This window comes from Ruegeria lacuscaerulensis, from assembly GCF_013034685.1.
Lineage (GTDB): Bacteria > Pseudomonadota > Alphaproteobacteria > Rhodobacterales > Rhodobacteraceae > Ruegeria > Ruegeria lacuscaerulensis_B.
This window is the reverse complement of record NZ_WQGO01000001.1, coordinates 395775-422523: the sequence shown is the minus strand read 5'-3', so window position 1 is coordinate 422523 and position 26749 is coordinate 395775. Positions and strand designations below refer to the sequence as shown.

Genomic DNA, 26749 nt, shown 5'->3' with positions numbered 1-26749 from the left:
TTTTGGTTTGGAGGTTTAGGGGTATGATTACGGTTCACACAAGTTCGGACGGCGCGCAGATTGAGGTCGAGCTGTCCGGCGAAGTCACCAGCACCGATTACAGCGAAACGCTTGTTCCAGCGATCGAAGCGGCGCTGGCAGAGCATGAGACCGTGCGCCTGATGGCCGTCGTTCAGCCCGAGTTCAAGGGCTATGACCTGGGGGCGGCGTGGTCGGATACCAAGCTGGGTCTCAGCCATTGGCGCGGCTTTGATCGGATCGCCGTGGTGGCTGATCAGGGGTGGGTGCAGACCAGCACTCGTCTGGCCGCGCCGATCATGCCCTGTCCAATGCAGGTTTTCGAACTGGCCGATATCGAAGAGGCGCGGCGGTGGTTGCGCGAATCCTTGGGCTCGATCCATGTGACCGATTTGGGCGGACCCTGTGTTCAGATCAGCCTGTTGGGCAAGCTGGACCCCGACGAATACCAAAAGGCCGGGGCGCATCTGGACGATCTGCTGCGCGACAAGACCGGGTTTCGTCTGCTGATCGACCTCAGCGCTTTTGACGGCTGGCGGGGCCTTACGGCTTTAGCTGCGCATTTCCGACTGGCAAGCGGCCATATCGGACGGCTGGATCGCGCGGCTATCGTGGGCGACAAGGCGTGGCAACATCTGGCGCAACGCGTCGCAAGCCATGTGCTGGGTGCGCGTACCCAGTTTTTCCCGGCAGAAGAGATAGATAACGCAAAGACCTGGCTTGCCGCTGGCTAGTGTCAGGATCGGCGGATTGACGCCAAGTCAGCCCATTTGGCGACATGTTGTTCTTGATTGACCAGTCAGAAAAAATCTAGTGTCCCAATGTTTGCCCCGTCGACCACGCGGGGCAACAAAAATGCCGAAACGCGCCGTTGTGGGTTGCCACTCACTCACAAAATGTCTTCGAACTTGACCCCCTCGGAGTTCAGACCAACCTGCAACGGCGCAGGCGCGGCACAGGGGTCGGGAACCGGGGAGGTAGGGTCAGGATTTGTTCAGACGCGCCGACCGTCCGCCCCGCCGTTTTGCAAGCTGCGGCTTGCGGTCGGGCAGGGACTCCATGATCTCGGCACGTTCGGAACTGTCCATCTTGGACCAGCGCGAGATCTCGTCGATGGTGCGATAGCAGCCGGTGCAGATCCGCTCTGTCGGGTGCACGACGCAAATCTGGACACAAGGGCTTTCGACCTCATTCCGTTTCCAGACCATGTTTGTCATAGGCGTCATCCGTCCTTACAGAAAGCGCAGCCTGTCCAGCGCTCCTTGCAAGATATAACCGGCGGCGACGTGATCAATAACCTGTCCGCGACGTTTTCGTGTCGTATCCGCCTCAAGCAGTGCTTTTTCTGCCGCAACAGTGCTGAGGCGTTCGTCCCAGAACCCGATGGGGACATCGATCAGACGCATCATATTGCGGGCAAAAGCGCGGGTAGACTGGCACCGGGGGCCTTCGGATCCGTCCATGTTTTTCGGCAGGCCCAGAATAACTCCGCCAATTTCACGTTCTGCAATCAGCTCTAGCAGGCGTGCGGAATCGAGCGTGAATTTCTTGCGTCGAACAGTCTCCAGAGGGCTGGCCACGCCGCGCATCCGGTCCGAGACCGCGACCCCAATGGTCTTTTCCCCCAGATCCAGCCCCATCAGCGCCGTCATTGGTGCAAGAGCCGATGCGAAATCTTCAAACGCGTCGTGGATCATTGCGCGATCCCGGCCTGAAACGCGGCTGCGTCAAGCAGTTCCAGCGCCTCGGTATCGCCTGCAAAGATGTCCACGGCTTCTTTCATGATATCAATCGCGCGCTGGCCTTCACCCAGAACCCCCAAAGCGGCAATAAGCTGCGCCCAATCCTCGACCGGACCGCCTTCGGTGGCCAGACGATCTGACAGCTGGTTGACCATGCCTTGGATCATTTCTTGCCGTTCCTCTGGCGTCAAAGCCGCGGCGGCGTCGATGTCTTCACGGCTAGGGCCGGACGGTGCCGGGATATTTGGCGGGTTAAACACGCCTGCCCGGAAAGCCAGATCGTCAAGCTGGGCGTAGATGGCCTCGACCCAAGGCGCGCCGGGTGGGGCGACGCGCAGGGCGTCGATCCAGATGCGATAGCCGATGTCAGGACGTCCGACCTGAACCATCATTTGCCCCAGATAGTAGTTTGCAGGGCCATGACGCGGATCACGCTGCAATGCCTGCTTCAACGCCTCTTCCGCCTCGGGCGAGACATAGCCATTGGCCGACAGGATCATCATCTCGGCCAGATGCGAATAGGCATCCGCCGGAGCGGCGTCACCGGAAAGTTCGATCACCCGCTGCTGCGCGGCGTAGGCAGCCCGGAAATTCCCTGCGTTTGCCTCATGTTGCGCCAGCAGGATATGGCCTTGCAGGTCGTCGGGGCGTGCCGAGACTGTCTCACGCAATTGCTCCAGTAGGGCAGCGTAGCTTTCGTCCAGTTGCGGCTGTGGAGCGGCGGGTAGGTCGGCCTCGACCTGAGCCTGGCTGGGGCGGTCGGCCCGTAAGGCTTCGGCCATCTCCTTGCGCAGCTCCAGTGGCTGATCCGGTAGTCCGGCCGCGCCCATCTGACGATACATCCAGAATCCGCCGCCTACTAAAACGGCAGCAACGACCGAGATTGCGACGACATTGGCCCAGAGCGGCGGTCCATCCTGATCCGTTTGCGCCTGCATCTGCGCGTCAGCGGCCAGAATGCGGCGCGAGATTTCGGTTCGCACACGTTCTGCGTCCGCTTCGCTGACGACGCCCCGCGCCAGATCGCGATCAACACCTGCCAGTTGCTCGCGATACACACGCAGGTCGTAGGCTGCGGCGGGTTCACGGTTTTTACGCCCCCTGAACATCGCATAGCCAAGGAACGCGGCAATCAGCAGCGCGGTGAGGATCAAGAGGGCCCAGAAAGTCATGACAGCTCCAGTATAGCTGCCCTGACTTAGACCTGCAGGCGCGTAGAAAAAAGGGACAAATGGCCGCGAGACGATTACAACACGCAATATTGGGCGCTATGTCGCAATAGTGCGATATTACGGCGTTGAACGGCAGGGGTATAGTGTCGTTACGCGGCATACCTTCGCACAATCACCGAACCGGATGGATTCGCTTATGAAACACTATTCAGCCTTTGCTGTGGCGCGTGAAGCGCTGCGCTATCACACCGGGTGGGAACGCGCTTGGCGTTCGCCCGAGCCTAAGAAGAAATACGACGTGATCATCGTCGGTGCCGGTGGTCATGGTTTGGCTACGGCGTATTACTTGGGTAAAAATTACGGCATTCAGAATGTCGCCGTGATCGAAAAAGGCTGGCTGGGTGGCGGCAATACCGGCCGGAACACGACCATCATCCGGTCGAACTATTTGCAGGACCCGTCGGCGGCGTTGTACGAAAAGGCACGCAGCCTCTACGAGGATCTGAGCCAGGATCTGAACTACAATATCATGTTCAGCCCGCGCGGCGTAATCATGTTGGCGCAGACACAGCACGAGATCCGCGGCTATCAACGCACGGCCCATGCCAACGCGTTGCAAGGCGTGAAGACCGAGTGGATCACGCCCGAGCGCGTCAAAGAGCTGGTGCCGATCATCAATCTGGACGGGCCGCGCTATCCGGTTTTGGGCGGTCTTTGGCAGGAACGCGGTGGTACCGCGCGTCACGATGCGGTGGCCTGGGGTTACGCCCGAGCCTGTTCGGCCATGGGAATGGACATCATCCAGCAATGCGAAGTCACCGGCGTGCGTCAGGAAAATGGCCGCGTTGTGGGCGTCGACACCACCAAAGGCGCGATCGACTGTGACAAGCTGGGCATTGTGGTCGCGGGCCATTCCGGTCAGCTGGCCGAGATGGCGGGCTTCCGTTTGCCGCTTGAGGCCGTGGCGCTGCAGGCGCTGGTGTCCGAGCCGATCAAACCCTGCATGGACGTGGTTGTGATGGCCAACACTGTGCACGGCTACATGTCGCAATCCGACAAGGGTGAGATGGTCATCGGTGGCGGCACTGACGCTTACAACAACTTCACCCAGCGCGGTTCGTTCCATCATATCGAGGAAACCGTGCGGGCGCTGGTCGAGACCTTCCCGATGATCTCGCGCCTCAAGATGTTGCGCCAGTGGGGCGGTATTGTGGACATGACCGGCGACCGCTCACCCATCCTGTCGAAAACGCCTCTGGGTGGATGCTTTATCAACGCTGGTTGGGGCACGGGCGGCTTCAAGGCCATTCCGGGCTCGGGCTGGGGTATGGCGCAGCTGATGGCCACGGGTCATTCGCCGCTGACCGAAGCCTTCACGATGGACCGTTTTAAAGAGGGCCGCTTCATCGACGAAAGCGTCGCCGCCGGGGTGGCGCACTGATGAGATTTTTCGTCGAAAAATCTTACGCGCCCGACACGCTGATTTCGCAGGACACTGCCGTGTACCTGCTGCCGAAAGGATGACCAGATGCTGATCCTGAATTGCCCATATTGCGGCGTCGATGCCGAAGAAACCGAACTGGCCGCTGGCGGCGAGGCGCATCTCAAGCGCTATGGCCCCGGCTCGTCGGATGATGAGTTCCACGACTACCTGTTCATGCGTGAAAACCCCAAAGGCGTTCACTTCGAACGCTGGCGCCACGCCAATGGTTGCGGAAAGTGGTTCCACGCGGCGCGTGCGACCGACACGCTCGAAGTCTTCGGTACCTATTCCGCTCAGACCACCGAGCCACCGCAAGAAATCCGCGAGGCGATCACCGCCAAGCGCCCCGGCTGGACCTGGAGAGAGTTCGAATGATCCGCCCAGCCACCCGTAATTCCGCCTGCGAAAGGTCCGCAACATGAGCACCCGTCTCGCAAATCAAGGCCGGCTGATCGACCGGTCGAAACAGGTTACATTCAGTTTCAACGGCACCTCGATGCAGGGCTATGAGGGCGACACGCTGGCCTCGGCCCTGCTGGCCAATGATCAAATGATGATGGGCCGATCGTTCAAATATCACCGTCCGCGCGGCGTTGTCGCCAGCGGCGCGGAAGAGCCGAACGCTCTGGTCGGTCTGGGGCAGGGCAACCGGTTCGAGCCGAACCAGCGCGCAACCACGACCGAGCTGTTCAATGGCTTGACGTCGATCTCGCAGAACCACTGGCCGAACCTCGAGTTTGACATCGGGTCGATCAACACCCACCTGTCGCGCTTCTTGCCGGCGGGCTTCTACTACAAGATGTTCATTCATCCCAAGCCGTTCTGGAAACACGTCTACGAGCCGTTCATCCGTCAGTCCGCGGGTCTTGGCAAAGCGCCTGACAAGGACAACCGCGATGCGGACACGTACGAGCACTTCTACCACTTCACCGATGTTCTGGTAATCGGCGGCGGTGTAGCGGGTCTTCAGGCTGCGAAAGTGGCAGCCGCGTCCGGTGCCAAAGTCATGCTGATCGAGCAGACTGCCCATTGGGGTGGCCGGGCTCCGGTTGACGGTGGTACGATCAATGATGAGCCTGTGGATAAGTTCGTGGAACAATTGGTTTCCGAACTCGAAGCAATGGACAACGTCACGATGCGCAATCGTTGCATGGGGGCCGGGGTTTATGACCACGGTTACGTGCTGGGATATGAGCGTTTGACCGACCACAAGCCGGGCACTCAGGGCCCACGTCACCGGCTGTGGCGCATCCGCGCCAAACAGGTTGTAACTGCCACCGGCGCGATCGAGCGTCCGCTGTCCTTTGCGGGCAACGATGTGCCGGGCGTGATGCTGGCCTCGGCCATGCGCGACTATGTGGTGAACTGGGGCGTGACCCCCGGCGACCGCGTAATCGTTGCGACCAACAATGATGACGCTTATCGCACTGCGATCATCCTGAAACAGGCCGGTGTCGAGGTTCTGCGTATCGTGGATGCGCGCACGACAGCCGGACCGCTGGCCGATGAGGCGCGCCAGCTTGGCATTCAGGTCGATCCGGGCAAAGCCATTGCCAAGGTCAAGGGCGGCAAACGCGTCAAAAAGGTCGAACTGTGCAATCAGGAAGGCATCGGCGGTGCACGCGAAGAGGTCGAGTGCGACGCGGTCGCCATGTCGGGCGGCTGGTCTCCGGTCGTGCATATGTGGTCGCATTGCGGCGGCAAATTGATCTGGGATGAGGCGCAGGCGCATTTCCGGCCTGACCCGTCGCGGCCTCCTCTGGGCGCTGATGGTGAAGGGTTCGTGCTGGCCGCGGGCTCGTCGAATGGTCCGCTGGCGCTGGGCGATGTTCTGACCGACGCGGATGCGGCGGGTAAAGCAGCGGCCAAGGCGGCCGGGTTCACAGCGAAGCGCACCAAGGCCCCGGTCGGTGAGACCACGGCTGAGGCTCCGATGGCGGCGGTCTGGCTGATGCCGGCGAATGCCGAGATCGGGCTGCGGATGAAATCCTGGCTGGATTTCCAGAACGACGTCAAAGTATCCGACGTTCAGCTGGCGGCGCGCGAAGGTTACGAAAGCGTCGAACACACCAAGCGTTACACCACGCTGGGCATGGCGACCGACCAAGGTAAGTTGAGCAACATCAATGGCTTGGCGATCCTTGCTGATGCCTTGGATTCAGAGATTCCGAAGGTCGGCACCACTACCTTCCGCCCGCCTTATACGCCCATCTCGCTGGCGTCGATCGGCGGTGAGGCACGCGGTGAGGTGTTCCAGCCGATCCGTCAAACCCCGATGCACAACTGGCACGACAAGAACGGTGCCGATTGGGAGCCGGTGGGCCATTGGCGTCGGACCTATGCCTATGTCCGTCCCGGTGAGTCCGTGCATGACGCGGTCAATCGCGAGGTGAAGAATACCCGTGAAAACCTCGGCCTGCTGGACGCCTCGACATTGGGTAAGCTGATCGTCAAAGGGCCCGATGCGGGCAAGTTCCTGGACATGATGTACACTAACATGATGTCCACGCTGAAGGTCGGCAAATGCCGCTATGGCCTGATGTGTTCAGAGAACGGCTTCCTGATCGACGACGGTGTTGTCGCGCGGATCGACGAAGATACATGGCTGTGCCACACCACCACCGGCGGTGCCGAGCGTATCCATGGTCACATGGAAGAATGGCTGCAGACCGAGTGGTGGGACTGGAAAGTCTATGTCGCGAACGTCACCGAGCAATACGCGCAGGTTGCTGTTGTTGGCCCCAACGCCCGCAAGGTGCTGGAGAAGTTGAACGCCCAAGCAGGCGGCGGCATGGATGTCTCGAAAGAAGCGCTGCCTTTCATGGAATGGCGTGACGGCAAGATCGGCGCGTTCGATGCGCGGGCTTACCGCATCTCGTTCTCGGGTGAACTGTCCTATGAAATCGCGGTACCCGCATCTCAGGGTCAGGCCTTCTGGGACGCTCTGATGGACGCGGGCAAAGAATTCGGCGTGATGCCTTACGGCACCGAATGTCTGCACATCCTGCGGGCCGAGAAGGGCTTTATCATGATCGGCGACGAGACAGACGGCACCGTGATCCCGCAGGATCTGGGGCTGCACTGGGCGCTGTCGAAAAAGAAAGAGGACTATCTGGGCAAGCGCGCTCATACACGCAGCCACATGGCCGATCCGGACCGCTGGAAACTGGTCGGGCTTGAGACTGTGGATGGTTCTGTCCTTCCCGATGGTGCCTATGCGGTGGGCGAAGGCGTCAATGCCAACGGTCAGCGCAACATGATCGGGCGCGTGACCTCGACCTATTACTCGGCCAATCTGGGCAAAGGCATCGCCATGGGCCTGATCAAGCACGGTCCTGACCGGATGGGCGAGATTGTCGAGTTCCCGGGCACCGACGGCAAAACCTACAAAGCCAAGATCGTTGACCCGATCTTTTACGACAAGGACGGGGAGAAGCAGAATGTCTGAACCCATCAGCGCACTGAACCACGCCAGCTTTGAGGGCATCGCCAAAGTCGAAGAATGCGGCCTGCAAGGCATGATCACGCTGCGCGGCGATCTGTCCGATAAGGCGCTGGCGAAGGCCGTCAAAGACGCAACCGGGCAAAAAATGCCCGGTCAGCGCGAAGCTTTCGTGGAAGGTGAGTCCGGCGTGTGCTGGATGTCCTCGGACGAATTGCTAGTGCTGGTGCCCTATGCCGAAGTCGACGCCAAGCTGGCGGCCATGACCAAGACACTAAGCGGCACCCATTCGTTGGCTGTAAACGTGTCGGACGCGCGGGCTGTGTTCCGTGTCTCGGGCACCAGTGCCCGCGAGGTTCTGGGAAAAATTGCCCCGGTCGAGCTGTCGGCCGAGGCCTTCCAACCCGGTCAAATCCGCCGCTCGCGCCTTGCACAGATCGCAGGGGCGTTCTGGATGGACGACACTGAGACTTTCCGCGTTGTCTGTTTCCGTTCGGCTGCGGATTACGCGTTCAACTTGCTTAAAGTGGCCGCACAACCGGGCAGCGAGGTCGGGATCTACTGAATCTGAACCTTTATCGTTTTGAAGTAGGGCCACCATGTCTTGTACTGGTGGCCTTTCTTTTTGAGCGCCCAATTAGTCGGTAAAGCCTACTTTGCAGCACAATTTATTGTCGTGCCGTGCTACGTTTTTCCCCCATTGCGGGTGCCTGACCTATGCAGTAGCAATAGACGAAATATTAATAGTGACGTCGGTAATGAGAATTTCAAAATTACTTGTGTATGGCTTCATTGCCGGTCTGAGCCTGCCAAACTTTGCCGCTTCCGAGACATATGCAGAATCGTTTGAATGTGTCTTCGGTAAAGGCCTGGTAAACCGTCCAACACCAACGCGAGTCGTTTTTTCAGTTGATGAAAGTCAACATTCGGTTGTGCTTCACGAAGTTGAAATGCAGGGAATCAATACTCCGAAAACCTGGGCTTCGATCAACAGAACCAGCTATCGTCTACTTTCATTCAGTTGGTTCGGCGAGCCGTATACGTTTTCCGAAAACGGTCGTCGTACCAGGGTTGGCGACCCCAGAACCAAAGTTCTGGATATTGGGCGTCAAGAATTTTCAATCTTTTTGAATCGCCAGACTATGCGCGCAATTGCGAGTTCAAGATCCAATGTGCAGACGTCCCATGATGGCAATGCGAACGGGACCTGCGTTGAGATTGAGTTTTCAAGTTGAATAGCGAAAGGGTTGGCAAGTGAGGCCAAATTCAAGCGCAATTGCTCTCATTGGTGCTTTAACCATCATCCCGGTCGCTTCACTCTCTCAAACTTTCAAAGAGACGTTCGAGTGCGATTTCGGTCCGGGTATTGTCGGCAGCCCTACGCCTCAGCATCTTGTCTTTTCAGTCGATGAATATGGCCGGTCTGCCTATCTTCACGAGGTGCAGCTGCCAAATGTCGAAACACTGCCAGGGCACGCCCGCATCAAGCGCGACGGCGTCCGAAACCTGTCAATCGCGTGGTCCGGAAAAGACTATGTCTATTCTGATACAGGGCGCACTCTTTCTTCCAGTGCATCACGCTCGGACGTTGTTGATCTGAAGGATCAAGAGTTCGCGGTTTTCTTGGATCGCAAAAATATGAAAGCGACAGCCCGGTCGGAATCCTACCTTGCTGTATTTTCACGTTCCGGTTTCGCAGAGGGGAATTGCAGAGCAGTTACTACACCAAATTAACCAAATGAAGGAAAAATATAGATGAAAGTTGCACTCGTCGCGCTGGCATTTTCTATCGCCGGAACAATGGCTCAGGCGGAAATTGTAAACTATGACTGTGAATTGCATAGCATGGAAGCGCAGGGCTGGATTCCCCCTCGGGTATTGCTGAGCGTGGATGCGGACAACAAGCGCGCGCGCGCCTACGATGGGGCGATTGCCTCGTACAACGAATACAAAGGCTGGTCGGATGAAAAACCGATGGACACAAAATTCAAGGTCAACCGAAAAGAGCAGTATCAGATGCAATGGAAAGTGACGCTGTCGACCAGCACGACCCAAAAGCTTCGGGTGTCCTACATGGCGCGTCTCGACCCGAAGACAAACAGGTTTGACATGACAGCCCGGTTTCCAATGGTGGACGTTGTAAACCGCCCCAGTGGTGTCGGACGGTGTAAGCCGGTTCCCAGTCCGAACCTGTATTGAACGAAGGAACGTCAGATTGGCATTTAGCCGTTCAGAAGGAATGTTTGGAAACCGGTCAGGGCAGGGGCTGAGGTAAAGGACTGCAATCCGACCTCGGCCCCGGTCGCATCCTTGCAGGACTTATAGAATGACAAGAGCTGCGCCAATGCTGCCATCCTGTCAGCGCGCTGCTCCTCTGGCAACAAAGGCGCGTGGGTCGACAGGTACAGGGCCGGACGGTGTTCCTCCAGAAATGATATCAGGCTGGGCAGCACGGTGAATTCGGCGCCCTCAATATCCATCTTGACCAGTGACACTTGGGACAGGTCATTCACCGCCTGGAATTGATCCCAAGCAATGGTCAGCGCGTCAGTACCATGAGCGCCATCATGCAGCAGCGAGCTGGTGGAATCGCCGGGCTCACCCCGGACTGAGGCCATACGGGCGACGCCGAACTGATCCGACAAGGCCACCCCAAAGGCCGAGACATTGCGGATGTCATTCAGATCCAGGTTCCACGCCAGATAGCGGAACGCCGTGGGATCAGGCTCGAAACACCAGACCTGCCGTGCACGGCGTGCGCCATACAGAACCGTTGGCCCGATCCACGCACCGATATCCAGATAGTCGCGGTCGGGTGAAAGGTGCTCATCCAGAACCGCGAATGTCTCTGGCTCCCACTTTCCTGCAGTTGCCTTGCGCCAGAATTTCGAGTGATAGGGATCCAGGTGAAACGCTTCACCATTCAGGGACCCAGCATAGTACCCGCGGGCGCGGTAAAACATCTTGCGCGCCTGTGTCAGCATCGCGGACCTCCGGGTTTTCTTGTCTCTGCCCTTGACCTATGGCCGTTGCCAAAGCATTTAACCTTTGGAACCGCAACAATCATTTCAACAGGGGGCCGAGATGGCTTTTGAACTTCCTGATCTTCCTTATGCACATGACGCGCTGGCAGCCAAGGGCATGTCCGCGGAAACATTGGAATATCACCACGACCTGCACCACAAGGCCTATGTCGACAACGGCAACAAGCTGATCGCCGGAACCGAATGGGACGGCAAGTCGCTGGAAGAGATCATCGTGGGCACCTATGACGCAAATGCTGTCGCCCAGAATGGTATCTTCAACAACATCAGCCAGCTGTGGAACCACAACCAGTTCTGGGAGATGATGGGCCCCGGCGACAATGCCATGCCCGGCGAGCTGGAGAAGGCTTTGGTTGAGAGCTTTGGTTCGGTTGACGAATTCAAATCGCAGTTCAGCGCGGCAGGTGCCGGTCAGTTCGGCTCGGGCTGGGCGTGGCTGGTCAAGAACGCTGACGGCGCGCTGGCCGTGACCAAGACCGAGAACGGCGTGAACCCGCTGTGTTTTGGTCAGACCGCCCTGCTGGGTTGTGATGTGTGGGAGCATTCGTACTACATCGACTTCCGCAACAAGCGCCCCGCGTATCTGAGCAACTTCCTGGACAATCTGGTGAACTGGGAAAACGTCGCCTCGCGGATGTGATCGGCTGACCGGTTATATGTTATTGAAAGGCCTGCTTGCGTAAGCGAGTGGGCCTTTTTTGATTGAACGGCGGAGCGTTCAAGATGACCGACTGTCCGCAGCGCTTTGCCGTTCTGATGCGAGGTTCGAGCCCACAGCGAAGATTAGCTAATTCATAAGCACAGAACGCCGTCAGCCACGCACTTAGTAAGTGGCAACAGCCTCGCCCTTGTTCCACTTAGGGCACGCGTCCTGGCGCTACGATTTCAAGAGCAAGAGGCCATTGTAGTACACAACGCCCGAATGTATAATCGTGTTCTCCCAGTACTTTGGAAGTAAAGGTTTCTACGAAATGATCTGGCTTCCAAAGCACAAGGTTCTCTACCTAAACGCTCCGAAAGCCGGGAGCGTGACAATGTGTAATGCGTTGCACGACTATTGCTTTTTACATGACATTACCTACGAGAGACACACTGACTTCGCTGTGGTCGGCTCTGTGGACTGGGAGGAGCATCCCGACCGCCGAGCTATAGAAAATAAACTCAGTTCTCTTGGAGTTTCGCTAGACGACGCATTTGTGTTTACCACCATCCGAAATCCTTGGCTAAGAGTCAGGTCGCATTTTAAGTTCTCAAGATATGACAGCAATGGACGGCCATGGTGGGATTCTGCTTACGATCCGCAATGTGGTTACTTAAGCCAATCGGATTGGCTATACGGTACGTCACAAGGATGGTTGTGGCGCCGCTCTAAGTCAAAGTTCGAAGTTTGGTCACGCTACTATCGGCTTTCTTCATATGCTCGCGCAGTTAGTCGATCAAATTCTACCCGCGTTTTCAAAATTGAAGATGAACTTGATGATTTGGCCAGTGCGCTGGACGAGCGACTGCCACAGTTCACGGATTTGTGGAAATCTCGTCCCAGCAATCGGGAGAATGTTGGTGACTATATGTTTACAGAAAAGAACGGCGCTCCTCCAAAGCAGAAATTAGAATTCAATTTTGACAGGAAAACAGTTTCCAGAATAGCGCGTTTATGGAGCGGTGATGTTGACCAAGGAAAATACGCGCCACCAAATGACTGACTTTCTGGCGGGTGAACGACCGGTCCAGTAAATTTTAAACGTTCGGTTTTTTGTTCAGGCGCCAAGCTGAAGGCTGAACTGGCAGACGCGAGAGCACGCAGTTTGCTGCGCCCGCTAAGACGTTGTTGAATTGCTCGAAAAAGGGCAGCCAGTCTTTTTTGTTGGAAGGCCTGCTGACGCTTGGAAGCATCTGGCTCACCCATCGGTGGTTTCCCGCTGATAAATTCGAATTAATCTGAACGAGTATTGTACGGGCCCCGGTCGTCCCTAGCTATATTAGGCGGAGGGAGAGAACCGCCAATCTACTAAAAATACTCAAACAGCGCGCGGAAAAACCGTTGGTGCGCAACAGGATACCTATGCCTGTTGAACAAGGGATGGTCACATAAAACCATAGCAGGAGATCACGATGGTCGCACTTTCACAGGGAACTTGGATTGTCATCGCGGATGGCGAAAAGGCTTTGTTCATGGAGAATATCACCGACGCCGAAGACCCCAATCTGGTGGTTGTCTCTGTTGAAGAAACCGATGGGGCCAGCAGCAAGCCCTCAGATCGCGCCGGGCGGCGGGCGGATGCGGGTCCGAACCAGAAATCTGCCGTTGAAGAACCCAAGTGGAAAGCGCATGCGAAATCCCTGTTCGTGCAGGATGTGGCCAATCTGTTGAACCGCAAGGGGCTGAAAGGCGCGTATCAACGCCTTGTTTTGGTCGCCAGTCCGCATGTTCTGGGCCTGTTGCGCCGTCGCCTTCATGGAGAGGTGCTGAGCAAAGTGGTCGCCGAGGTCGACAAGACGTTGACAAATCATCCGCTCCACAAGGTCGAGCAGGTGCTGATCAATCGTTTGAAACCAGCGATTTAAGCGGAGTTTTGAAAGCAGGTGACGTGGTCGCCTGCTTACCCTATGCTGGGTTCCAACAAATGCCGCAGATTGGCCATGGCTGCATCCGGCCCATCGACCCATGTGATGAAATCACCCAGCGATGCATCAGCAAAGCCCTGACCTATGACCTGCTGCACAAGATCGTGCAGCGCGTCCCAGTAGCCATCCACATTTATCACCAGAATGGGTTTGTCATGCAGGCCCAACTGCCGCCATGTCAGCGCCTCGAACAGCTCGTCAAGCGAGCCAGGGCCGCCAGGCAGCACAACGACCGCATCCGCGTTCATGATCATGACCTTTTTGCGCTCGTGCATCGTTTCGGTCACGACAAAGCGGGTCAGATCGGTCTTGCCAACCTCGCGTTGCAGCAGGTGCACGGGGATGACGCCGAACGTGTCGCCACCAGCGTCCTGCGTGGCGCGGGCAACCTCGCCCATCAGACCTACATCTCCGGCGCCATAGACCAGTCGCCAGCCCTCTTGCGCCAGCAACTGTCCGAACCGGTTTGCAGCCTGCGCATAAGCCGCATTAACACCATTGCGTGACCCGCAATACACACAGACAGATTTCTGGGTCATTATATAGGCTCTCCGGGGTTGTATCTGGGGTTTTGACCCCTGATAGCGAGATTGATAGATTGGCTCAACCGTCAGGCAGAATGCGTGGAAGTCAAAGCATTTGCGCTGCGGAGTGGAAGGAAAAGAATGGACGATCAGTCTGGACGCGAAAGCTCCGGTACTTTCACCTGGGGGGTGATCGCCGGAATAGTGGTTTTGATCGGGGCGGGCGGGGCCTATCTGTCCGGCGCGTTCGATCCTGTGGCCGAAGACCCTGCGCCACAAGCAGAAGCCAACCCCGAACAGCCCGCGCCGACCGAAAGCGCGCAAACGTCGGCCGCGGTGGAGGAACCGGCTGCGTCCGAAGAACCCGTTGCTTCAACGCAGCCCGAGACGACCGCACCGTCAGAACCGGAGGTGGCTGAGGATGCTGCTCCGGCTGAGGCTGAACCAGTACCGGAAGACACGGCCGAGGCCGCGCCTGAGACAATCCCGCCCAGCCTTGATCAGATCTTTGTCGAGCCCGACGGTAACGCGGTGCTGTCGGGTAATGCCGAGCCGGGCTCGGTGGTGCGAGTGCTGCTGGATGGTGAAACGGTGCACAGTTTCACCGTGGATCGCAGCGGACAGTTTGCCGAGTTCGTCCTGATCCCGTTTTCCAGTGCGGCGCGTGGTTTGACGCTTGAAACCGATGGGCAGGATCAGCCCGTGCGCTCGGATGACTACCTGATCGCAGCCTTGCCCAAACCTGTGGTGGAGGCTGAGCCGGTCCAGGATGAACCCCCGGCGACCGTGCAGGAAGACGTTGCGCCATCGGCGGATGAAGGTACACAGATTGCAGAGAACACTGCGTCCGAGGAAGAACAGGCTGCAGAAGCTCCTGAAGAACCCGCGGCGGACGAGCAAGTCGCCGCAGTGGAACCAGAGCCCAAAAAAGAGGAACCGGAACAGCAGGTTGCAATCCTGCGCTCAGGTGAAGATGGGGTCGAGCTGGTGCAGCCTGCAACACCTCAGGAAGACGCGGATCAGGTAGCACTGGATACAATTGGGTATTCGGACACTGGAGATGTGGAGCTGACCGGGCGCGTGCCGGATGGCTCGGTCGTTCGGCTTTACCTCAACAATAAGTTGGTGGATGACCTGCCGCCTGCCGATGACGGCAAATGGCGCAGTGAGCTGGAGGATGTCGACCCCGGCGTCTACACCCTGCGCGTGGATGAGGTGGGCTCTGACGGCACCGTTGTCAGCCGGCTGGAGACGCCGTTCAAACGCGAACCGCTGGAGGTTCTGCGCGCGGCCGAGGCGTCCAACGCGGCTGCAGCCGCGGCTGAGGCCCCGGCTATCCGATCCGTTACCGTGCAAGAGGGCGATACGCTCTGGGCGATATCGCGGGAACGTTATGGCGACGGTCTGCTGTTTGTGCGCGTGTTTGAGGCCAACCGCAGTGCCATCCGCGACCCTGATCTGATCTATCCGGGGCAGGTCTTCACCATTCCTGAATAATCCTGTACCTCTGGCCCTCTTGGGTCAGGGGCTAATCTCTGACCGCAGTTCTGGTACGTGATGAGACGAGCAGCCCCTATGCTATCCGCAGATAAGCCTGAAACCGACGAGCGACGGTCGGGTTGGCGCACGATCCGTAAGGTCGCGCCCTACCTTTGGCCAGATGATGAGCCTTGGGTGAAACGGCGTGTTGTGATCGCCATGGCCATGCTGGTGCTGGCCAAGGTGATCGCGGTGTGCACACCCATCCTTTATCGCGATGCGGTGGACAGCCTGGCCGGAGACGGCGTGCCGCCGCTGGCGTTGGGGGCCGTCGGCCTGACCGTTGCCTATGGCATCGCACGCATGATGAATGTTGGCTTTCAGCAGCTGCGCGACGCGGCCTTTGCGCCCGTGGGTCAACGCGCCCTGCGCGCCTTGGCGCTAGAGACCTTCCAGCACATACACCAACTGTCGATGCGCTATCACGTGACCCGCCGCACCGGCGGCCTTAGCCGCATCATCGAGCGGGGTGTGAAAGGTGTCGAGTTTCTGTTGCGGTTCCTGCTGTTCTCCATCGGTCCGTTGATACTCGAACTGTTGTTGGTCGCGATCATCCTGATGTGGCTGTTCGACGTGTGGTATCTGGTCGTCGTGGCCGTCACCATCGCGCTTTACATCTGGTTCACCTTTGCCGTGACCGAATGGCGGGTGAAACTGCGCCGGGAGATGAACGATCAGGACACCGAGGCCAATCAACGTGCCATAGACAGCCTGCTGAACTTCGAAACCGTCAAATATTTCAACGCCGAAACGCGCGAAGCTGAACGCTATGATGTGTCTATGAAGGCCTATGCGGGGGCAGCGCTCAAGACGGCGTATTCGCTGGCTTTTTTGAATTTCGGACAGTCGTTCTTGATCACTTGCGGGCTGATCGGGGTCATGGTTTTGGCCGCAATCGGCGTGCAGAATGGAGCGCTGACGGTGGGTGATTTCGTCATGGTCAACGCCTACATGATCCAAATCACCGTGCCGCTGAACTTTCTGGGCACGGTCTATCGTGAGATCCGGCAGGCTCTGGTCGATATGGGGCAGATGTTCGATCTGCTGGAACAACCCGCCGAGGTGACGGATAAGCCCAATGCGCCCGCGCTAAAGGTGACGGGCGGCGAAGTGACATTGCAGGATGTGCGCTTTGGCTATGACGCGGACCGGGAAATCCTGAAGGGAGTGTCGCTGACCGTATCGGCGGGGCAGACGGTGGCCATCGTTGGGGCGACAGGTTCGGGCAAATCCACCATTGGGCGGCTGTTGTTCCGCTTCTATGACGTGACAGGTGGGGCGCTGAAGATTGACGGGCAGGATGTGCGGGATGTCTCGCAAACCAGCCTGCATTCAGCGATCGGAGTGGTGCCGCAGGACACCGTCCTGTTCAACGACACGATCCGCTACAACATCGCCTATGGCCGCGATAGCGCCACGCAAGAGGATGTTGAGGCCGCCGCAAGGGCTGCGCAGATTCACGACTTCATCGTGACCCTGCCCGAAGGCTATGACACGAAGGTCGGCGAACGCGGCCTGAAGCTGTCGGGCGGAGAAAAGCAGCGCGTCGGGATCGCACGTACTTTGCTCAAGAACCCGCCGATCCTGTTGCTGGACGAGGCGACCTCGGCGCTGGATACAGACACCGAGCAGGACATCAAAGATGCGCTAGCCCGCGCGGGCGAAGGGCGCACGGTTCTGACCATCGCCCACCGTCTGAGTACCATCGCCGAAGCGGACCGGATCGTGGTGCTGGAACAAGGTGAGATTCTGGAGCAGGGCACCCATGACGAGCTGCTGGAACGTCAGGGCCGCTACGCCCAGTTGTGGAGCCGTCAGCAATCGGATGCCCAAGCTGCATAACCTGTTATACTGCCCCCAATGGTTAGAGGTCTGGTGATGCGTATTGCTTTGAAACTGGCAGTTGCCGCAATTGTTCTGAGCGCGATGCCAGCGCTCGCGTCAGATGATCCGATTGTCGGAGTGTGGAAGACTGAACCGGACCGCAAGAACCTAACCTCGCATATCAAGATCACTGCGTGCGGCGACAAATTCTGCGGTCAGATTCTGTCGGCCTATGATTCCTCGGGGAAAGAGGTGCAGACGCCCAATATTGGCAAAAAGCTGTTCTGGGACGTGTCCAGCCAAGGCGGAGGTGGCTATGGCGGCGGTGAGTTCTGGGTGCCGTTGATCAATGTGGACGCGGTACCGCAGATGACCTTGCAGGGCGATACGCTCAAGGTCAAAGGGTGCGAGCATCATATCTGCGCGCACCAGTCCTGGACCCGGTTATAAGGGCTTTCCGGCGGTTGACCCAGTTCTATTCGGCAGCTTTCAGCGGTGGACCAGGCGGATGACCCGGTTTCTGATCGCGGTCATCTGCCGTTGAATCATCCCAAACCATTTCGGACGCTTGCGCCTTACGGGCAGCACGCCGGATCGCGACCTCTTGCGCAAGCGGGCTGTTCTCACCCGCCGTGACGCGCATCAGCAACCGGCTTAGCCACAGGGCGTAGGTCGTGACCCAGACGCGCAGCGCCAGCATCGAGGGCGTTACGATCAGCGTCAGCACCGTTGCAATGCCCAGCCCGAACACGACGGCGGTGGCCAACTGTTTCCACCACAGCGCAGTCGGGCTGTCGATCGAGTAGCCACCGTTGATGAAATCCAGCGACAGGCCGAACATCATCGGCGTCAGACCGGCCATGGTGGTCAGCGTGGTCAGCAAGACCGGGCGGATACGGGATTCGGCGGTGCGTATGATCGCCTCGATCCGGGGCATATAGCTGCTGTATTCCTGATAGGTGTCGATCAGAACGATATTGTTGTTCACCACAATCCCGGCCAGAGCCACGATGCCCGTCCCGGTCATGATGATCGAGAAGGGCTGCTGCATCACCATCATGCCGATCAGCACCCCGGTGGTCGACAGGACCACCGCCAGCAGCACCAGCACCGAGTTATAGAGCGAGTTGAACTGCGCCAGCAGTATCACAAACATTAACCCCAGCGCCCCTAGGAAGGCATTCGCCAGGAAGGCACCGGATTCGGCCTGTTCTTCCTGATCTCCGGTCCATTCCCACGCAATCGCGGGGCCAAAGGGATCGTTATCCAGCCACTCGGTCAGCAGCGCGATGCGTTCGTTCGGTGTCACGGGCCGGTAGGTCGCGGTTTCAGCCTGGGACTGCACCTCTTGCATATCCGCAGCGCCGGTTAGTTGCGCGACCTCATAGGTCTTTCCATTGCCACCGTCGATCGTTGACAGCGTAGAGGTCGCATCATCCTGAACCTCGCGGACCAAGGCAAGACGCTTGTCTTCGATGCTCTGTCCTTCGCTGTCGGTCGACATGGCGATCATATCGACCAAGCCCGGTTCAACATCCGCTTTCACATCATAGTAACGCTGCTGGTCGACGCGATTGATCTCGGCCAGTTTGGCGACAGGTTGGCGGGTCACAAAGTTAGACAGGGGCACCAGACCGTCCGCTGTGCGCACTTTCAAGGTATCCAACGTTGACAGCACGCGGTCATCTTCGGGCAGTCGGACGCGTATTTCGATCTCTTCATCGACCGTGTCGGGGCGCATTTCGCCCAGCAGCAGGCCGCGGGTCACAAGCTGAACCATGGCACCGACGGTCGCCACATCCGCGCCAAACCGGCCCGCTTTGGCAACGTCCACGTCGATCTGCCAGTCGATACCGGGCAGGGGCAGGGTGTCTTCGATCTTGATCAGCCCCGGCGTTTCGTCAAACACTCCGCGTGCGGTTTGCGTGGCAGCAGTCAGCTCAGGCCAACTGTCGCCCTTCAGGCGCAGGTGTACCGGCTTGGCCGAGGCCGGGCCCTGTTCCAGTGGCAGAATCTCGACCACGATGCCGGGAATGGTAGCCAGTTCGGCATTCAACTCGTCCAGAACGACATCGCCGTCAAACTCTGGCGCGATGGTCTGACGGTCCAGCAGACCAAACAGGATTGGCTCGGAAATGGTTGGGCGATCCTCCCATGGGATGATCTCGAACTGAACGCGGCCCACGGTGTCAGCGGGGGCCTGCGCGCCGCCATTGTTCTGCGTCAGGCCACCTTCTCCAGCGAAAGAGAACACATTGACCACGGCGGGGTGCGATCCGATGATCCGTTCGGCATCTAGAACCATCTGGTCCATTTCAGCCAGGGATATGTTGCCACGGGCGCGCACATAGGCAGTGGCTTGTTCGGGTTCGTTTTCGACAAAGAACTCGACCCCGCGATTGTTGTTGCCATAGGCGATCATGACCATGACAACAGCGGCACTTACGACAAGAATCGACACCACCGGCATGATCGGATTGCCGACTAGAAACTTGATCACATGGCCAAAGCGAGTGTGTTCGCGGGCGGTGTGCACATGCGGGTCCGGCGCGCGTTCAATCCGAGCGGCGCTGAGCGTGACAGAGCCGGCAAACGCCCCCAGCGTGAACAGGATGGCCCCGAATACCAAACCGCCCGAGCTGCCAGCAGGCATCAGATAGGCCGGGTTCAGGACTTGTATGGCGCCCATAAAGATTAGCAGCATCGCAGGCGGTACCAGCGCGACACGTGCGCGCCAGGACAGGCGGACCCGCAGCCAGTCTGCGGCATGGTCGAACACACGGCTCAGACGGCCAGACACGCCGCCCATCACGGGTAGGTAGATCAGCGCAACGATCAGTGAGGCAGACAGAACAAAGATCAGCGTGACCGGCAGCATGCCCATGAACTCACCCGGTACGCCGGGCCAGAACAGCATGGGCAGGAAGGCACAGAGTGTGGTCGCGGTTGACGACACGATAGGCCAGAACATGCGTTGCGCCGCCTCGACATAGGCATGCATGGGCCCGACGCCGTCTTTGATGCGCTTGTCAGCATATTCCACCACAACGATCGCGCCATCGACCAGCATCCCCACCGCAAGGATCAAGCCAAACATCACGATGTTGGAAATACTGACGCCCATAACGGCAAGGAAGGCAAAACACAGCAGGAATGAGGTCGGGATCGCAAACCCCACCAACAGCGCCGCCCGCGTGCCCAACGACGCCAGAACGACGATCATCACCAGCGCAATCGCCGTCAGGACCGAGCCTTCAAGCTGGCTGACCATCGAGCCAACGATGCGGCTCTGATCGTTCGAGGTGCCCAGTTCGATCGTGGCGCGCATCTGGTCGGGCCATTTCGCCTGAGCTGTGGCAATGGTCTTTTTGACGTCCTCGACCGTGTCGATCAGGTTGAAACCCTTGCGCTTGACCACTTGCAAGGCGACCGTGGATTCGCTGTTAAACCTTGCGGTGCCTTCGCGGTCTTCGAAAGTGTAGTTGATCTGCGCCAGCTCGCCCATGGTCACGACCCGGTCGCCATTGACCTTGACCGGCAGGTCGTAGACATCCTGCGCCGTTTTGAACGACGAGGGGATCTTGACCGAGAATGTACCCTGTGCGGTTTCGACCTCACCTGCGGCGATCAGTTGGTTGTTGTTCTGAACGACGTTGATCAGTTCTGCTGCGGTGACGTTGTAGGCCTCAAGACGCAGGGGGTCGATGATGACCTCCAGCAGTTCGTCCCGATTGCCCGCGATACCGGCCTCAAGAACCGAGTCCATCGCTTCCAGATCGTCCTGCAAGTCCTTGGCGACGCGCGCCATTGTGCGCTCGGGTACCGCGCCGGTTAGGTTGACGATGACGATGGGGAACTCGGAAAAGTTGATCTCGGTCAGCGAATATTGCTCGGCCCCTTCCGGAAATTCGGCCTGAGCGCTGTTCATCGCATCGCGCACATCCGCCATGATGGCGGTCTTGTCCCAGCCAAAATCAAATTCCAGCGCGACCCCGCCATAGCTTTCGGCGGCGGTCGAGGTCATCTCTTTCAGACCATCAAGATCGGCCAGCTCGGTTTCCATCGGCTTGACCAACAGATTCTCAGAATCTTCCGCCGAGATGCCGGGGAACTGAACCGAGACGAACAGGGCCGGGATCTCGATATCCGGCTCGCCTTCTTTGGGCAGACCAATATAGGCATAGCCGCCAATCACCAGCGAGATGGCGATAAAGGCCAGGACCATACGGGCCCGGCCAGCGGCCCAGCTGACGATTCCGATCATTCGGTCAGGTTCCTGTAGGTGGGGGCGACTTTCACGCCCGCAGTCACGAATTCCTGCCCGATCACGATGATATCCACCGTTTCAGGCAGGCCATCGACCCAGACGCCTTCGGACGTGTCACGCAACAGTTGGATCGGCTGGAAGGCGACAATGTTGCCCGCCGCAATGGTGCGCACGCCGACTTGCCCCTCACGGCTGAGGGTCAGGGCCGATTGCGGCAGCAGGTGCGCCTTGGTGCCTTCGGACGCGATACGGATATCTGCCGTCTGGCCATCGCGGATTGTCAAATCAGGGTTGGGGACGGTGATTTCCACCTCGAATGTCCGGGTAGTTTCGTCCGCGGACCGGCTGAGAAAGCTGACCCGGCCAGCCACCTGAAGGCCTGTAACCAGTTGCGCCGTCGCCTCAGACCCGACAATCACGCGGTTGACCTCTGTCTCGGGTACAAAGCCCACCAGCTTAATCGGGTCAAGCTGAATCACTGTGGCGCATAGCGAGCCGGGCAGCATCAGACTGCCAAGTTCGGCAGTGTCGCTTTCCAGTAGGCCTTTGAACGGGGCCTCGATCGTTTGACGGTCGATCTCGCGCCGGGCCGCTTCGACCTCGGCAATGGCGGCTTCGATACCGGCGCGCGTGGCTTCCAGACCTGCCTCGGCAGTTTTGATACCCGCCTCGGCGGTGCGCATGGCGGCCTGACTGGCAACCCGCCGCGTTTCCGACCCAAAGCCAGTTTCCGACAGTCTTTGCGCGGCGGTTAGGTTGATCTCGGCCTCGGCCACCAATGCGTGGGCCTCTTCCAAACGAGCTTCGGCTTCGGGGATACGGCTTTCGGCCTCAAGCTTGGCGGCCATTGCCTCGGCCAGACTGGCCGGGCGGGTGCCGGGATCCAGTTCACACAGCAAATCCCCGGCCTCGACAAAGGTGCCCTTGCGCTTGGGTTCCGAGATCACGGTCGAGGTGGTTTCGGCCAGAACTTCGACCTGACGATTGGCTTTTGTTTGGCCCCGCAGCAACACAGCGCTGTCAATCTCGCGTGCGACTGAACGCAGGGCAACCACGTTGACGGCGGACTTGTCCGAAGCATCTGATGTTGGTTCAGGCGACTCGGTTGCGCTTGTTTCGTCGGCTTCGGCCCGCCCTGCGAATGCAAACAACGCATCGCGCTCGAACACCAGCAGGAACAGTGCGACTGTTACCAGAACCGCATTTACCAGCGAAATCAAGCGCATAAAGGGTTTCTCCCAGAAATTTTCGCCAAGATGGTGTTGACGCACGTACTTAAATGTGGGGCTGATTATGCAGCTTTTCCACGCTAAACTGAATAGTTTGGTTCACTTTTTTCCGCAAGCCTGTGCCGCCTAGTGGGAAATGTGCGAATTCGGACCCTTGGCTTGGCAAATGTGGCGGGTTATGACATGGCGCCATACACCACGGATTACAGCCCCGGAGGGCAGGGATGAGCGACACCGACAGTTTCATTGATGAGGTGACCGAAGAGGTCCGCCGGGACCGTCTTTACCTGCTGCTGCGGCGCTGGGGCTGGGTCGGTGTGCTGGCCGTGGTTCTGATCGTCGGCGGCGCGGCCTTCAACGAGGTGCGTAAGGCGCGGGCAACCGGACAGGCCCAGGATCTGGGCGACTCGATTCTAGCGGCTCTGGCGTTGAACGACTCGGCGGAACGTGCTGCTTCCCTGTCGGAGGTTGAGGCGGCGGCGCCGGGTGGAGATGCAGTCCTGAATATGTTGCTGTCGGCGTCCCAGGTTGAAGCCGGGTCCGAGGCGGATGCGGTTGCAAGTCTGAACACCATTGCGGTGCAGGGGGACCTGCCTGAGATCTACCGGGCGATTGCGGCTTTTAAAGCCTTGTTGCTGCAAGCGGATAGCCTGCCCATCGCAGACAGACGCCAGCAATTCGAAGCCTTGGCTGCGCCGGGTGCGCCGTTGCGCTTGCTTGCGGAGGAGCAGTTGGCGCTGCTGGATGTGTCTGAAGGCAATGTCGACGCGGCGATTGCGCGGTTGCAAGCGCTGCGCCAAGATGCCGAGATCGGTGTTGACCTGCAACAGCGTGCTGCGCAACTGATTGTAGCCCTTGGGGGTGAACCCGAACCGCTGATAGCCCGGCAGGGCTAATCCGGGGCGGAACACATATTGGACAGGCGAGTGCGCAATATCATGGTAACAAGTCTATTTTCCCGCGTCGGAGCGTCGGTCGCAGTTCTTTCCCTGACAGTACTGGCTGCCTGTCAGGAAGCCGAGGTGATCCTGGTCGGCCCCCGTGAGGATATCCGCCCCGCTGCGGATTCCGAGGCGGTTGAGACACGTGGAGCCAAACCTATCAGCCTGCCGGCCCAGCAAGCTAATGTAAGCTGGCCGCAAAGTCCTGGCACAGCGGCGTTCCGCACCACGCATGCGCAATTGCGCGCGACTCCGCAACGGGTATGGTCGAATTCCATCGGTAAGGGGGATTCGCGTAAACAGCGCATCACAGCCGAGCCTGTCGTAGCAGGCGGATTGATCTACACTCTGGACTCTGGCGCCAACGTCACCGCGACATCCGCACAAGGCGCAACTGTCTGGAGCGTTAATCTGATCCCTGCGCAGGATGGCGACGCGGACGCCACAGGCGGTGGCTTGGCCTATGCTGATGGTGTTTTGTATGTGTCATCCGGGTTTGGTCGCCTTACCGCGCTGGATGCCAGAACCGGCGTAACCCGCTGGCAGAAACGGTTGAACGCCACCGGCAGCGGCGCGCCTTTGGTGAATGGCGGCTTGCTGTATCTGGTCGCCGGGGATGAGACCGGCTGGGCCGTGGATGTCAAAGACGGGCGGATCGCTTGGCAGATTCAAGCCACGCCGAGCGTCGGAAACGTCCTGGGTGCGCCCGCTCCGGTAATCGCGCAGGAATTTGCCGTGTTCGCCTTTGGCTCTGGCGATGTGTCGGCCACGTTCCGTCGTGGCGGCATCCGCCGCTGGAACGCCTCGGTGGCCGGTGGGCGCCGTGGACGCGCGGCGGCGCAGATCGTTGATGTCACCGGTGGCCCGATGGTGGTGGGTGACACGATTTATATTGGGAACCACTCGGGCCGCACCGTGGCCTTTGACGCGGATTCCGGTGAGCGAAAGTGGACCGCCGATGAAGGCGCAATTGATACGGTTTGGCCTGCGGGCAACAGCATTTTCCAGGTCAGCGACCGCAGCCAGCTGATCCGTCTGGACGCAGCGACTGGTCAGGTAGTCTGGGCGCAGGACTTGCCAGGCTTCGTAAAGGACAAACCCAACCGTCGTGGTCCCATAGTGGCTCACTACGGCCCGATTCTGGCCGGAGGGCGCATCGTAATCGCCTCGAATGATGGCTACCTGCGCTTCTTTAATCCCGTCGATGGCGCGCTGGTCAACCGGGTCGAGGTCCCCGGCGGGGCCACCACTGCACCCGTCGTGGCGGGGCAGACCTTGTATGTCGTATCGACCAAAGGTGATCTACACGCTTTCCGTTGACGAAAAGATGCGCTAAAGGGCGCGTCTGAGTCTTGAAAGTTGAATGTCATGTCACTGACCCTCGCCATCGTGGGGCGCCCGAATGTGGGCAAATCCACCCTTTTCAACCGCCTTGTTGGTAAACGTCTGGCCTTGGTCGACGACCAGCCCGGCGTGACGCGCGACCTGCGCGAGGGCGAAGGGCGTCTGGCCGATCTGCGTTTTACCGTGATTGATACCGCCGGGCTTGAGGACGCCACCGATGACAGCCTTCAGGGTCGGATGCGTCGACTGACAGAACGCGCTGTAGACATGGCGGATGTCTGTCTGTTCATGATCGATGCGCGGGTTGGCGTGACACCGACCGATGAGCTGTTTGCCGATATCCTGCGCAAACGTTCGAAACATGTGATCCTTGCGGCGAACAAGGCCGAAGGCTCAGCCGCCGATGCCGGTGTGCTTGAGGCGTATAACCTTGGCCTTGGCGAACCCGTCCGACTGTCGGGCGAGCATGGCGAGGGGATGACGGACCTGTATACCCAATTGATGCCTCTGGCCGACGCGGCCGAAGAGCAGGCTCAGGATGAGGCCCCGGAAACCGATATCGAACTGGATGAGGATGGTGAGGGCGAAACCCCTCTGATCACCGCAGCTAAGCCGTTGCAGGTGGCTGTTGTAGGTCGCCCGAATGCGGGAAAATCTACGTTGATCAATAAGATCATGGGCGAAGATCGTCTGCTAACCGGCCCCGAGGCCGGGATCACCCGCGACGCGATCAGCCTTCGGGTAGACTGGGCCGACCCGGATGGCGACAGCACGCCGATGCGGATTTTCGACACGGCAGGCATGCGCAAAAAGGCCAAGGTGCAGGAAAAGCTTGAAAAGCTCTCGGTTTCCGACGGGTTGCGCGCGGTGAAGTTCGCCGAGGTCGTGGTGGTTTTGCTGGATGCAGCAATTCCATTTGAGCAGCAAGACCTGCGTATCGCCGATCTGGCTGAACGCGAAGGTCGCGCAGTCGTCATCGCAGTGAACAAATGGGATATTGAAGAGGACAAGCAGGAGAAACTGCGCGACCTCAAGGAGTCGTTTGAACGGCTGCTGCCGCAACTGCGCGGCGCGCCTCTGATCACGGTGTCCGCCAAGACGGGCCGGGGTCTGGAACGTCTGCGTGCGGCCATCCTGCGTGCGCATAATGTGTGGAATCGCCGTGTGCCCACGGCTGCGCTGAACCGCTGGCTGACTGCGATGCTGGAACAGCACCCACCGCCGGCACCGCAGGGCCGCCGGATCAAGCTGCGCTATATGACGCAAGCCAAAACCCGCCCGCCGGGGTTTGTGGTGATGTGCTCGCATCCCGACAAGATGCCCGAAAGCTATAACCGCTATCTGATCAATGGCTTGCGCGAGGATTTTGACATGCCCGGTACGCCCATCCGCCTGACATTGCGCGGCCAAGGCGACAAGAACCCCTACAAAGGACGGCGTAAGAAAAACGCCGGTGCTTTGGCCAAACATCTCAAAGGGCGCGCGTAACCGCGCCAAATCGCAGCATTTTCGGCTGAGGGGCGTGACAGGCCCCAAACTGCACGCTAGCATTCAC

The 26749-nt window shown here is 58.9% G+C and carries 24 protein-coding genes; 16 read left to right on the top strand and 8 right to left on the bottom strand.

All coding sequences use genetic code 11. The annotated features are described in order from the left end of the window. The first annotated feature begins 23 nt into the window (after positions 1-23). Entirely contained in the window at positions 24-752 is a 729-nt protein-coding gene (locus GOV80_RS02120) for a SpoIIAA family protein (protein ID WP_170770374.1), read from the top strand. A 249-nt stretch (positions 753-1001) separates the two neighbouring features. On the opposite strand, the gene GOV80_RS02115 is transcribed toward GOV80_RS02120, so the two are convergent. The 3 genes from GOV80_RS02115 to ccmI are packed head-to-tail and all read right to left on the bottom strand — an operon-like array spanning position 1002 to position 2932. After that, complete coding sequence (locus tag GOV80_RS02115) at positions 1002-1235, bottom strand: DUF1289 domain-containing protein (RefSeq protein ID WP_170770376.1); 234 nt, start codon at positions 1233-1235, stop codon at positions 1002-1004. A gap of 15 nt (positions 1236-1250) precedes the next feature. After that, a complete protein-coding gene (gene ruvX / locus GOV80_RS02110) occupies positions 1251-1715 on the bottom strand; it encodes a Holliday junction resolvase RuvX (RefSeq protein ID WP_170770378.1) in 465 nt (154 codons plus the stop codon). Further along, positions 1712-2932, bottom strand: a complete 1221-nt coding sequence (gene ccmI / locus GOV80_RS02105) for a c-type cytochrome biogenesis protein CcmI (protein WP_170770380.1) — start codon at positions 2930-2932, stop codon at positions 1712-1714. Before ccmI ends, ruvX begins: the two co-directional genes overlap by 4 nt. 196 nt (positions 2933-3128) lie before the next feature. Between ccmI and GOV80_RS02100 the strand changes: the two genes are divergently transcribed. The 7 genes from GOV80_RS02100 (at position 3129) to GOV80_RS02070 (ending at position 10056) form a co-directional block, all read left to right on the top strand. Next, on the top strand, positions 3129-4373 hold the full coding sequence (locus tag GOV80_RS02100) for a sarcosine oxidase subunit beta family protein (RefSeq protein WP_170770382.1): 1245 nt from the start codon (positions 3129-3131) through the stop codon (positions 4371-4373). A gap of 87 nt (positions 4374-4460) precedes the next feature. Beyond that, complete coding sequence (locus tag GOV80_RS02095) at positions 4461-4790, top strand: sarcosine oxidase subunit delta (protein WP_170770384.1); 330 nt, start codon at positions 4461-4463, stop codon at positions 4788-4790. A gap of 43 nt (positions 4791-4833) precedes the next feature. Next, positions 4834-7863, top strand: a complete 3030-nt coding sequence (locus tag GOV80_RS02090; protein ID WP_170782670.1) for a sarcosine oxidase subunit alpha family protein — start codon at positions 4834-4836, stop codon at positions 7861-7863. Further along, positions 7856-8422, top strand: a complete 567-nt coding sequence (locus GOV80_RS02085) for a sarcosine oxidase subunit gamma (protein ID WP_170770388.1) — start codon at positions 7856-7858, stop codon at positions 8420-8422. The genes GOV80_RS02090 and GOV80_RS02085 overlap by 8 nt, the downstream gene beginning before the upstream one ends. A gap of 193 nt (positions 8423-8615) precedes the next feature. Beyond that, complete coding sequence (locus tag GOV80_RS02080) at positions 8616-9092, top strand: hypothetical protein (RefSeq protein ID WP_170770390.1); 477 nt, start codon at positions 8616-8618, stop codon at positions 9090-9092. 19 nt (positions 9093-9111) lie between these two features. After that, positions 9112-9591 carry a hypothetical protein gene (locus GOV80_RS02075; protein WP_170782669.1) on the top strand — a complete coding sequence of 160 codons (480 nt, stop codon included), beginning with the start codon at positions 9112-9114 and terminating at the stop codon, positions 9589-9591. Positions 9592-9612: 21 nt separating this feature from the next. Further along, positions 9613-10056, top strand: a complete 444-nt coding sequence (locus tag GOV80_RS02070) for a hypothetical protein (RefSeq protein ID WP_170782668.1) — start codon at positions 9613-9615, stop codon at positions 10054-10056. Between the two features lie 23 nt (positions 10057-10079). On the opposite strand, the gene GOV80_RS02065 is transcribed toward GOV80_RS02070, so the two are convergent. Beyond that, complete coding sequence (locus tag GOV80_RS02065; protein ID WP_170770396.1) at positions 10080-10841, bottom strand: FkbM family methyltransferase; 762 nt, start codon at positions 10839-10841, stop codon at positions 10080-10082. A gap of 100 nt (positions 10842-10941) precedes the next feature. On the opposite strand from GOV80_RS02065, the gene GOV80_RS02060 reads away from it, so the two are divergent. Further along, positions 10942-11541 carry a superoxide dismutase gene (locus GOV80_RS02060; RefSeq protein ID WP_170782667.1) on the top strand — a complete coding sequence of 200 codons (600 nt, stop codon included), beginning with the start codon at positions 10942-10944 and terminating at the stop codon, positions 11539-11541. A gap of 924 nt (positions 11542-12465) precedes the next feature. Here GOV80_RS02060 and GOV80_RS02055 read toward each other — a convergent pair. Then, entirely contained in the window at positions 12466-12807 is a 342-nt protein-coding gene (locus GOV80_RS02055) for a hypothetical protein (protein ID WP_170782666.1), read from the bottom strand. Between the two features lie 206 nt (positions 12808-13013). Between GOV80_RS02055 and GOV80_RS02050 the strand changes: the two genes are divergently transcribed. Then, complete coding sequence (locus GOV80_RS02050; protein WP_170782665.1) at positions 13014-13466, top strand: host attachment family protein; 453 nt, start codon at positions 13014-13016, stop codon at positions 13464-13466. Between the two features lie 35 nt (positions 13467-13501). Here GOV80_RS02050 and GOV80_RS02045 read toward each other — a convergent pair whose 3' ends face one another. Beyond that, on the bottom strand, positions 13502-14065 hold the full coding sequence (locus GOV80_RS02045; protein WP_170782664.1) for an LOG family protein: 564 nt from the start codon (positions 14063-14065) through the stop codon (positions 13502-13504). A gap of 126 nt (positions 14066-14191) precedes the next feature. Here GOV80_RS02045 and GOV80_RS02040 point away from each other — a divergent pair, with 126 nt between their 5' ends. From GOV80_RS02040 to GOV80_RS02030, 3 genes are all read left to right on the top strand, one after another. Further along, the gene (locus tag GOV80_RS02040; RefSeq protein WP_170782663.1) at positions 14192-15547 is read left to right on the top strand and encodes a LysM peptidoglycan-binding domain-containing protein; all 1356 of its coding nucleotides are present in this window, start codon (positions 14192-14194) and stop codon (positions 15545-15547) included. 78 nt (positions 15548-15625) lie between these two features. Then, positions 15626-17431 (top strand): ABCB family ABC transporter ATP-binding protein/permease, encoded by a 1806-nt coding sequence (locus GOV80_RS02035; RefSeq protein ID WP_237215592.1) that lies wholly within the window; start codon positions 15626-15628, stop codon positions 17429-17431. Between the two features lie 36 nt (positions 17432-17467). Next, on the top strand, positions 17468-17863 hold the full coding sequence (locus GOV80_RS02030; RefSeq protein ID WP_170782661.1) for a DUF2147 domain-containing protein: 396 nt from the start codon (positions 17468-17470) through the stop codon (positions 17861-17863). A gap of 25 nt (positions 17864-17888) precedes the next feature. Here GOV80_RS02030 and GOV80_RS02025 read toward each other — a convergent pair whose 3' ends face one another. Both GOV80_RS02025 and GOV80_RS02020 read right to left on the bottom strand, forming a co-directional pair. Further along, positions 17889-21677, bottom strand: coding sequence for an efflux RND transporter permease subunit (locus GOV80_RS02025; RefSeq protein WP_170782660.1), 3789 nt, complete (start codon positions 21675-21677; stop codon positions 17889-17891). Further along, a complete protein-coding gene (locus GOV80_RS02020) occupies positions 21674-22906 on the bottom strand; it encodes an efflux RND transporter periplasmic adaptor subunit (RefSeq protein WP_170770407.1) in 1233 nt (410 codons plus the stop codon). Before GOV80_RS02020 ends, GOV80_RS02025 begins: the two co-directional genes overlap by 4 nt. Positions 22907-23133: 227 nt before the next feature. On the opposite strand from GOV80_RS02020, the gene GOV80_RS02015 reads away from it, so the two are divergent. From GOV80_RS02015 to der, 3 genes are read left to right on the top strand one after another with little or no spacing between them, the layout of a single operon-like run. Then, positions 23134-23805 carry a hypothetical protein gene (locus GOV80_RS02015; RefSeq protein ID WP_170770408.1) on the top strand — a complete coding sequence of 224 codons (672 nt, stop codon included), beginning with the start codon at positions 23134-23136 and terminating at the stop codon, positions 23803-23805. A 42-nt stretch (positions 23806-23847) separates the two neighbouring features. Next, a complete protein-coding gene (locus GOV80_RS02010; RefSeq protein WP_170770409.1) occupies positions 23848-25170 on the top strand; it encodes a PQQ-like beta-propeller repeat protein in 1323 nt (440 codons plus the stop codon). A 48-nt stretch (positions 25171-25218) separates the two neighbouring features. Beyond that, positions 25219-26682, top strand: a complete 1464-nt coding sequence (gene der / locus GOV80_RS02005; RefSeq protein ID WP_170782659.1) for a ribosome biogenesis GTPase Der — start codon at positions 25219-25221, stop codon at positions 26680-26682. Positions 26683-26749 lie beyond the last annotated feature (67 nt).

Excerpts from the sequence above, each read along its gene's own strand:
- GOV80_RS02120 (WP_170770374.1), top strand. The coding sequence starts at position 24 with ATGATTACGGTTCACACAAGTTCGGACGGCGCGCAGATTGAGGTCGAG.
- GOV80_RS02115 (WP_170770376.1), bottom strand. The coding sequence starts at position 1,235 with ATGACAAACATGGTCTGGAAACGGAATGAGGTCGAAAGCCCTTGTGTC.
- ruvX (WP_170770378.1), bottom strand. The coding sequence starts at position 1,715 with ATGATCCACGACGCGTTTGAAGATTTCGCATCGGCTCTTGCACCAATG.
- ccmI (WP_170770380.1), bottom strand. The coding sequence starts at position 2,932 with ATGACTTTCTGGGCCCTCTTGATCCTCACCGCGCTGCTGATTGCCGCG.
- GOV80_RS02100 (WP_170770382.1), top strand. The coding sequence starts at position 3,129 with ATGAAACACTATTCAGCCTTTGCTGTGGCGCGTGAAGCGCTGCGCTAT.
- GOV80_RS02095 (WP_170770384.1), top strand. The coding sequence starts at position 4,461 with ATGCTGATCCTGAATTGCCCATATTGCGGCGTCGATGCCGAAGAAACC.
- GOV80_RS02090 (WP_170782670.1), top strand. The coding sequence starts at position 4,834 with ATGAGCACCCGTCTCGCAAATCAAGGCCGGCTGATCGACCGGTCGAAA.
- GOV80_RS02085 (WP_170770388.1), top strand. The coding sequence starts at position 7,856 with ATGTCTGAACCCATCAGCGCACTGAACCACGCCAGCTTTGAGGGCATC.
- GOV80_RS02080 (WP_170770390.1), top strand. The coding sequence starts at position 8,616 with ATGAGAATTTCAAAATTACTTGTGTATGGCTTCATTGCCGGTCTGAGC.
- GOV80_RS02070 (WP_170782668.1), top strand. The coding sequence starts at position 9,613 with ATGAAAGTTGCACTCGTCGCGCTGGCATTTTCTATCGCCGGAACAATG.
- GOV80_RS02065 (WP_170770396.1), bottom strand. The coding sequence starts at position 10,841 with ATGCTGACACAGGCGCGCAAGATGTTTTACCGCGCCCGCGGGTACTAT.
- GOV80_RS02060 (WP_170782667.1), top strand. The coding sequence starts at position 10,942 with ATGGCTTTTGAACTTCCTGATCTTCCTTATGCACATGACGCGCTGGCA.
- GOV80_RS02055 (WP_170782666.1), bottom strand. The coding sequence starts at position 12,807 with ATGGGTGAGCCAGATGCTTCCAAGCGTCAGCAGGCCTTCCAACAAAAA.
- GOV80_RS02050 (WP_170782665.1), top strand. The coding sequence starts at position 13,014 with ATGGTCGCACTTTCACAGGGAACTTGGATTGTCATCGCGGATGGCGAA.
- GOV80_RS02045 (WP_170782664.1), bottom strand. The coding sequence starts at position 14,065 with ATGACCCAGAAATCTGTCTGTGTGTATTGCGGGTCACGCAATGGTGTT.
- GOV80_RS02040 (WP_170782663.1), top strand. The coding sequence starts at position 14,192 with ATGGACGATCAGTCTGGACGCGAAAGCTCCGGTACTTTCACCTGGGGG.
- GOV80_RS02035 (WP_237215592.1), top strand. The coding sequence starts at position 15,626 with ATGCTATCCGCAGATAAGCCTGAAACCGACGAGCGACGGTCGGGTTGG.
- GOV80_RS02030 (WP_170782661.1), top strand. The coding sequence starts at position 17,468 with ATGCGTATTGCTTTGAAACTGGCAGTTGCCGCAATTGTTCTGAGCGCG.
- GOV80_RS02025 (WP_170782660.1), bottom strand. The coding sequence starts at position 21,677 with ATGATCGGAATCGTCAGCTGGGCCGCTGGCCGGGCCCGTATGGTCCTG.
- GOV80_RS02020 (WP_170770407.1), bottom strand. The coding sequence starts at position 22,906 with ATGCGCTTGATTTCGCTGGTAAATGCGGTTCTGGTAACAGTCGCACTG.
- GOV80_RS02015 (WP_170770408.1), top strand. The coding sequence starts at position 23,134 with ATGAGCGACACCGACAGTTTCATTGATGAGGTGACCGAAGAGGTCCGC.
- GOV80_RS02010 (WP_170770409.1), top strand. The coding sequence starts at position 23,848 with ATGGTAACAAGTCTATTTTCCCGCGTCGGAGCGTCGGTCGCAGTTCTT.
- der (WP_170782659.1), top strand. The coding sequence starts at position 25,219 with ATGTCACTGACCCTCGCCATCGTGGGGCGCCCGAATGTGGGCAAATCC.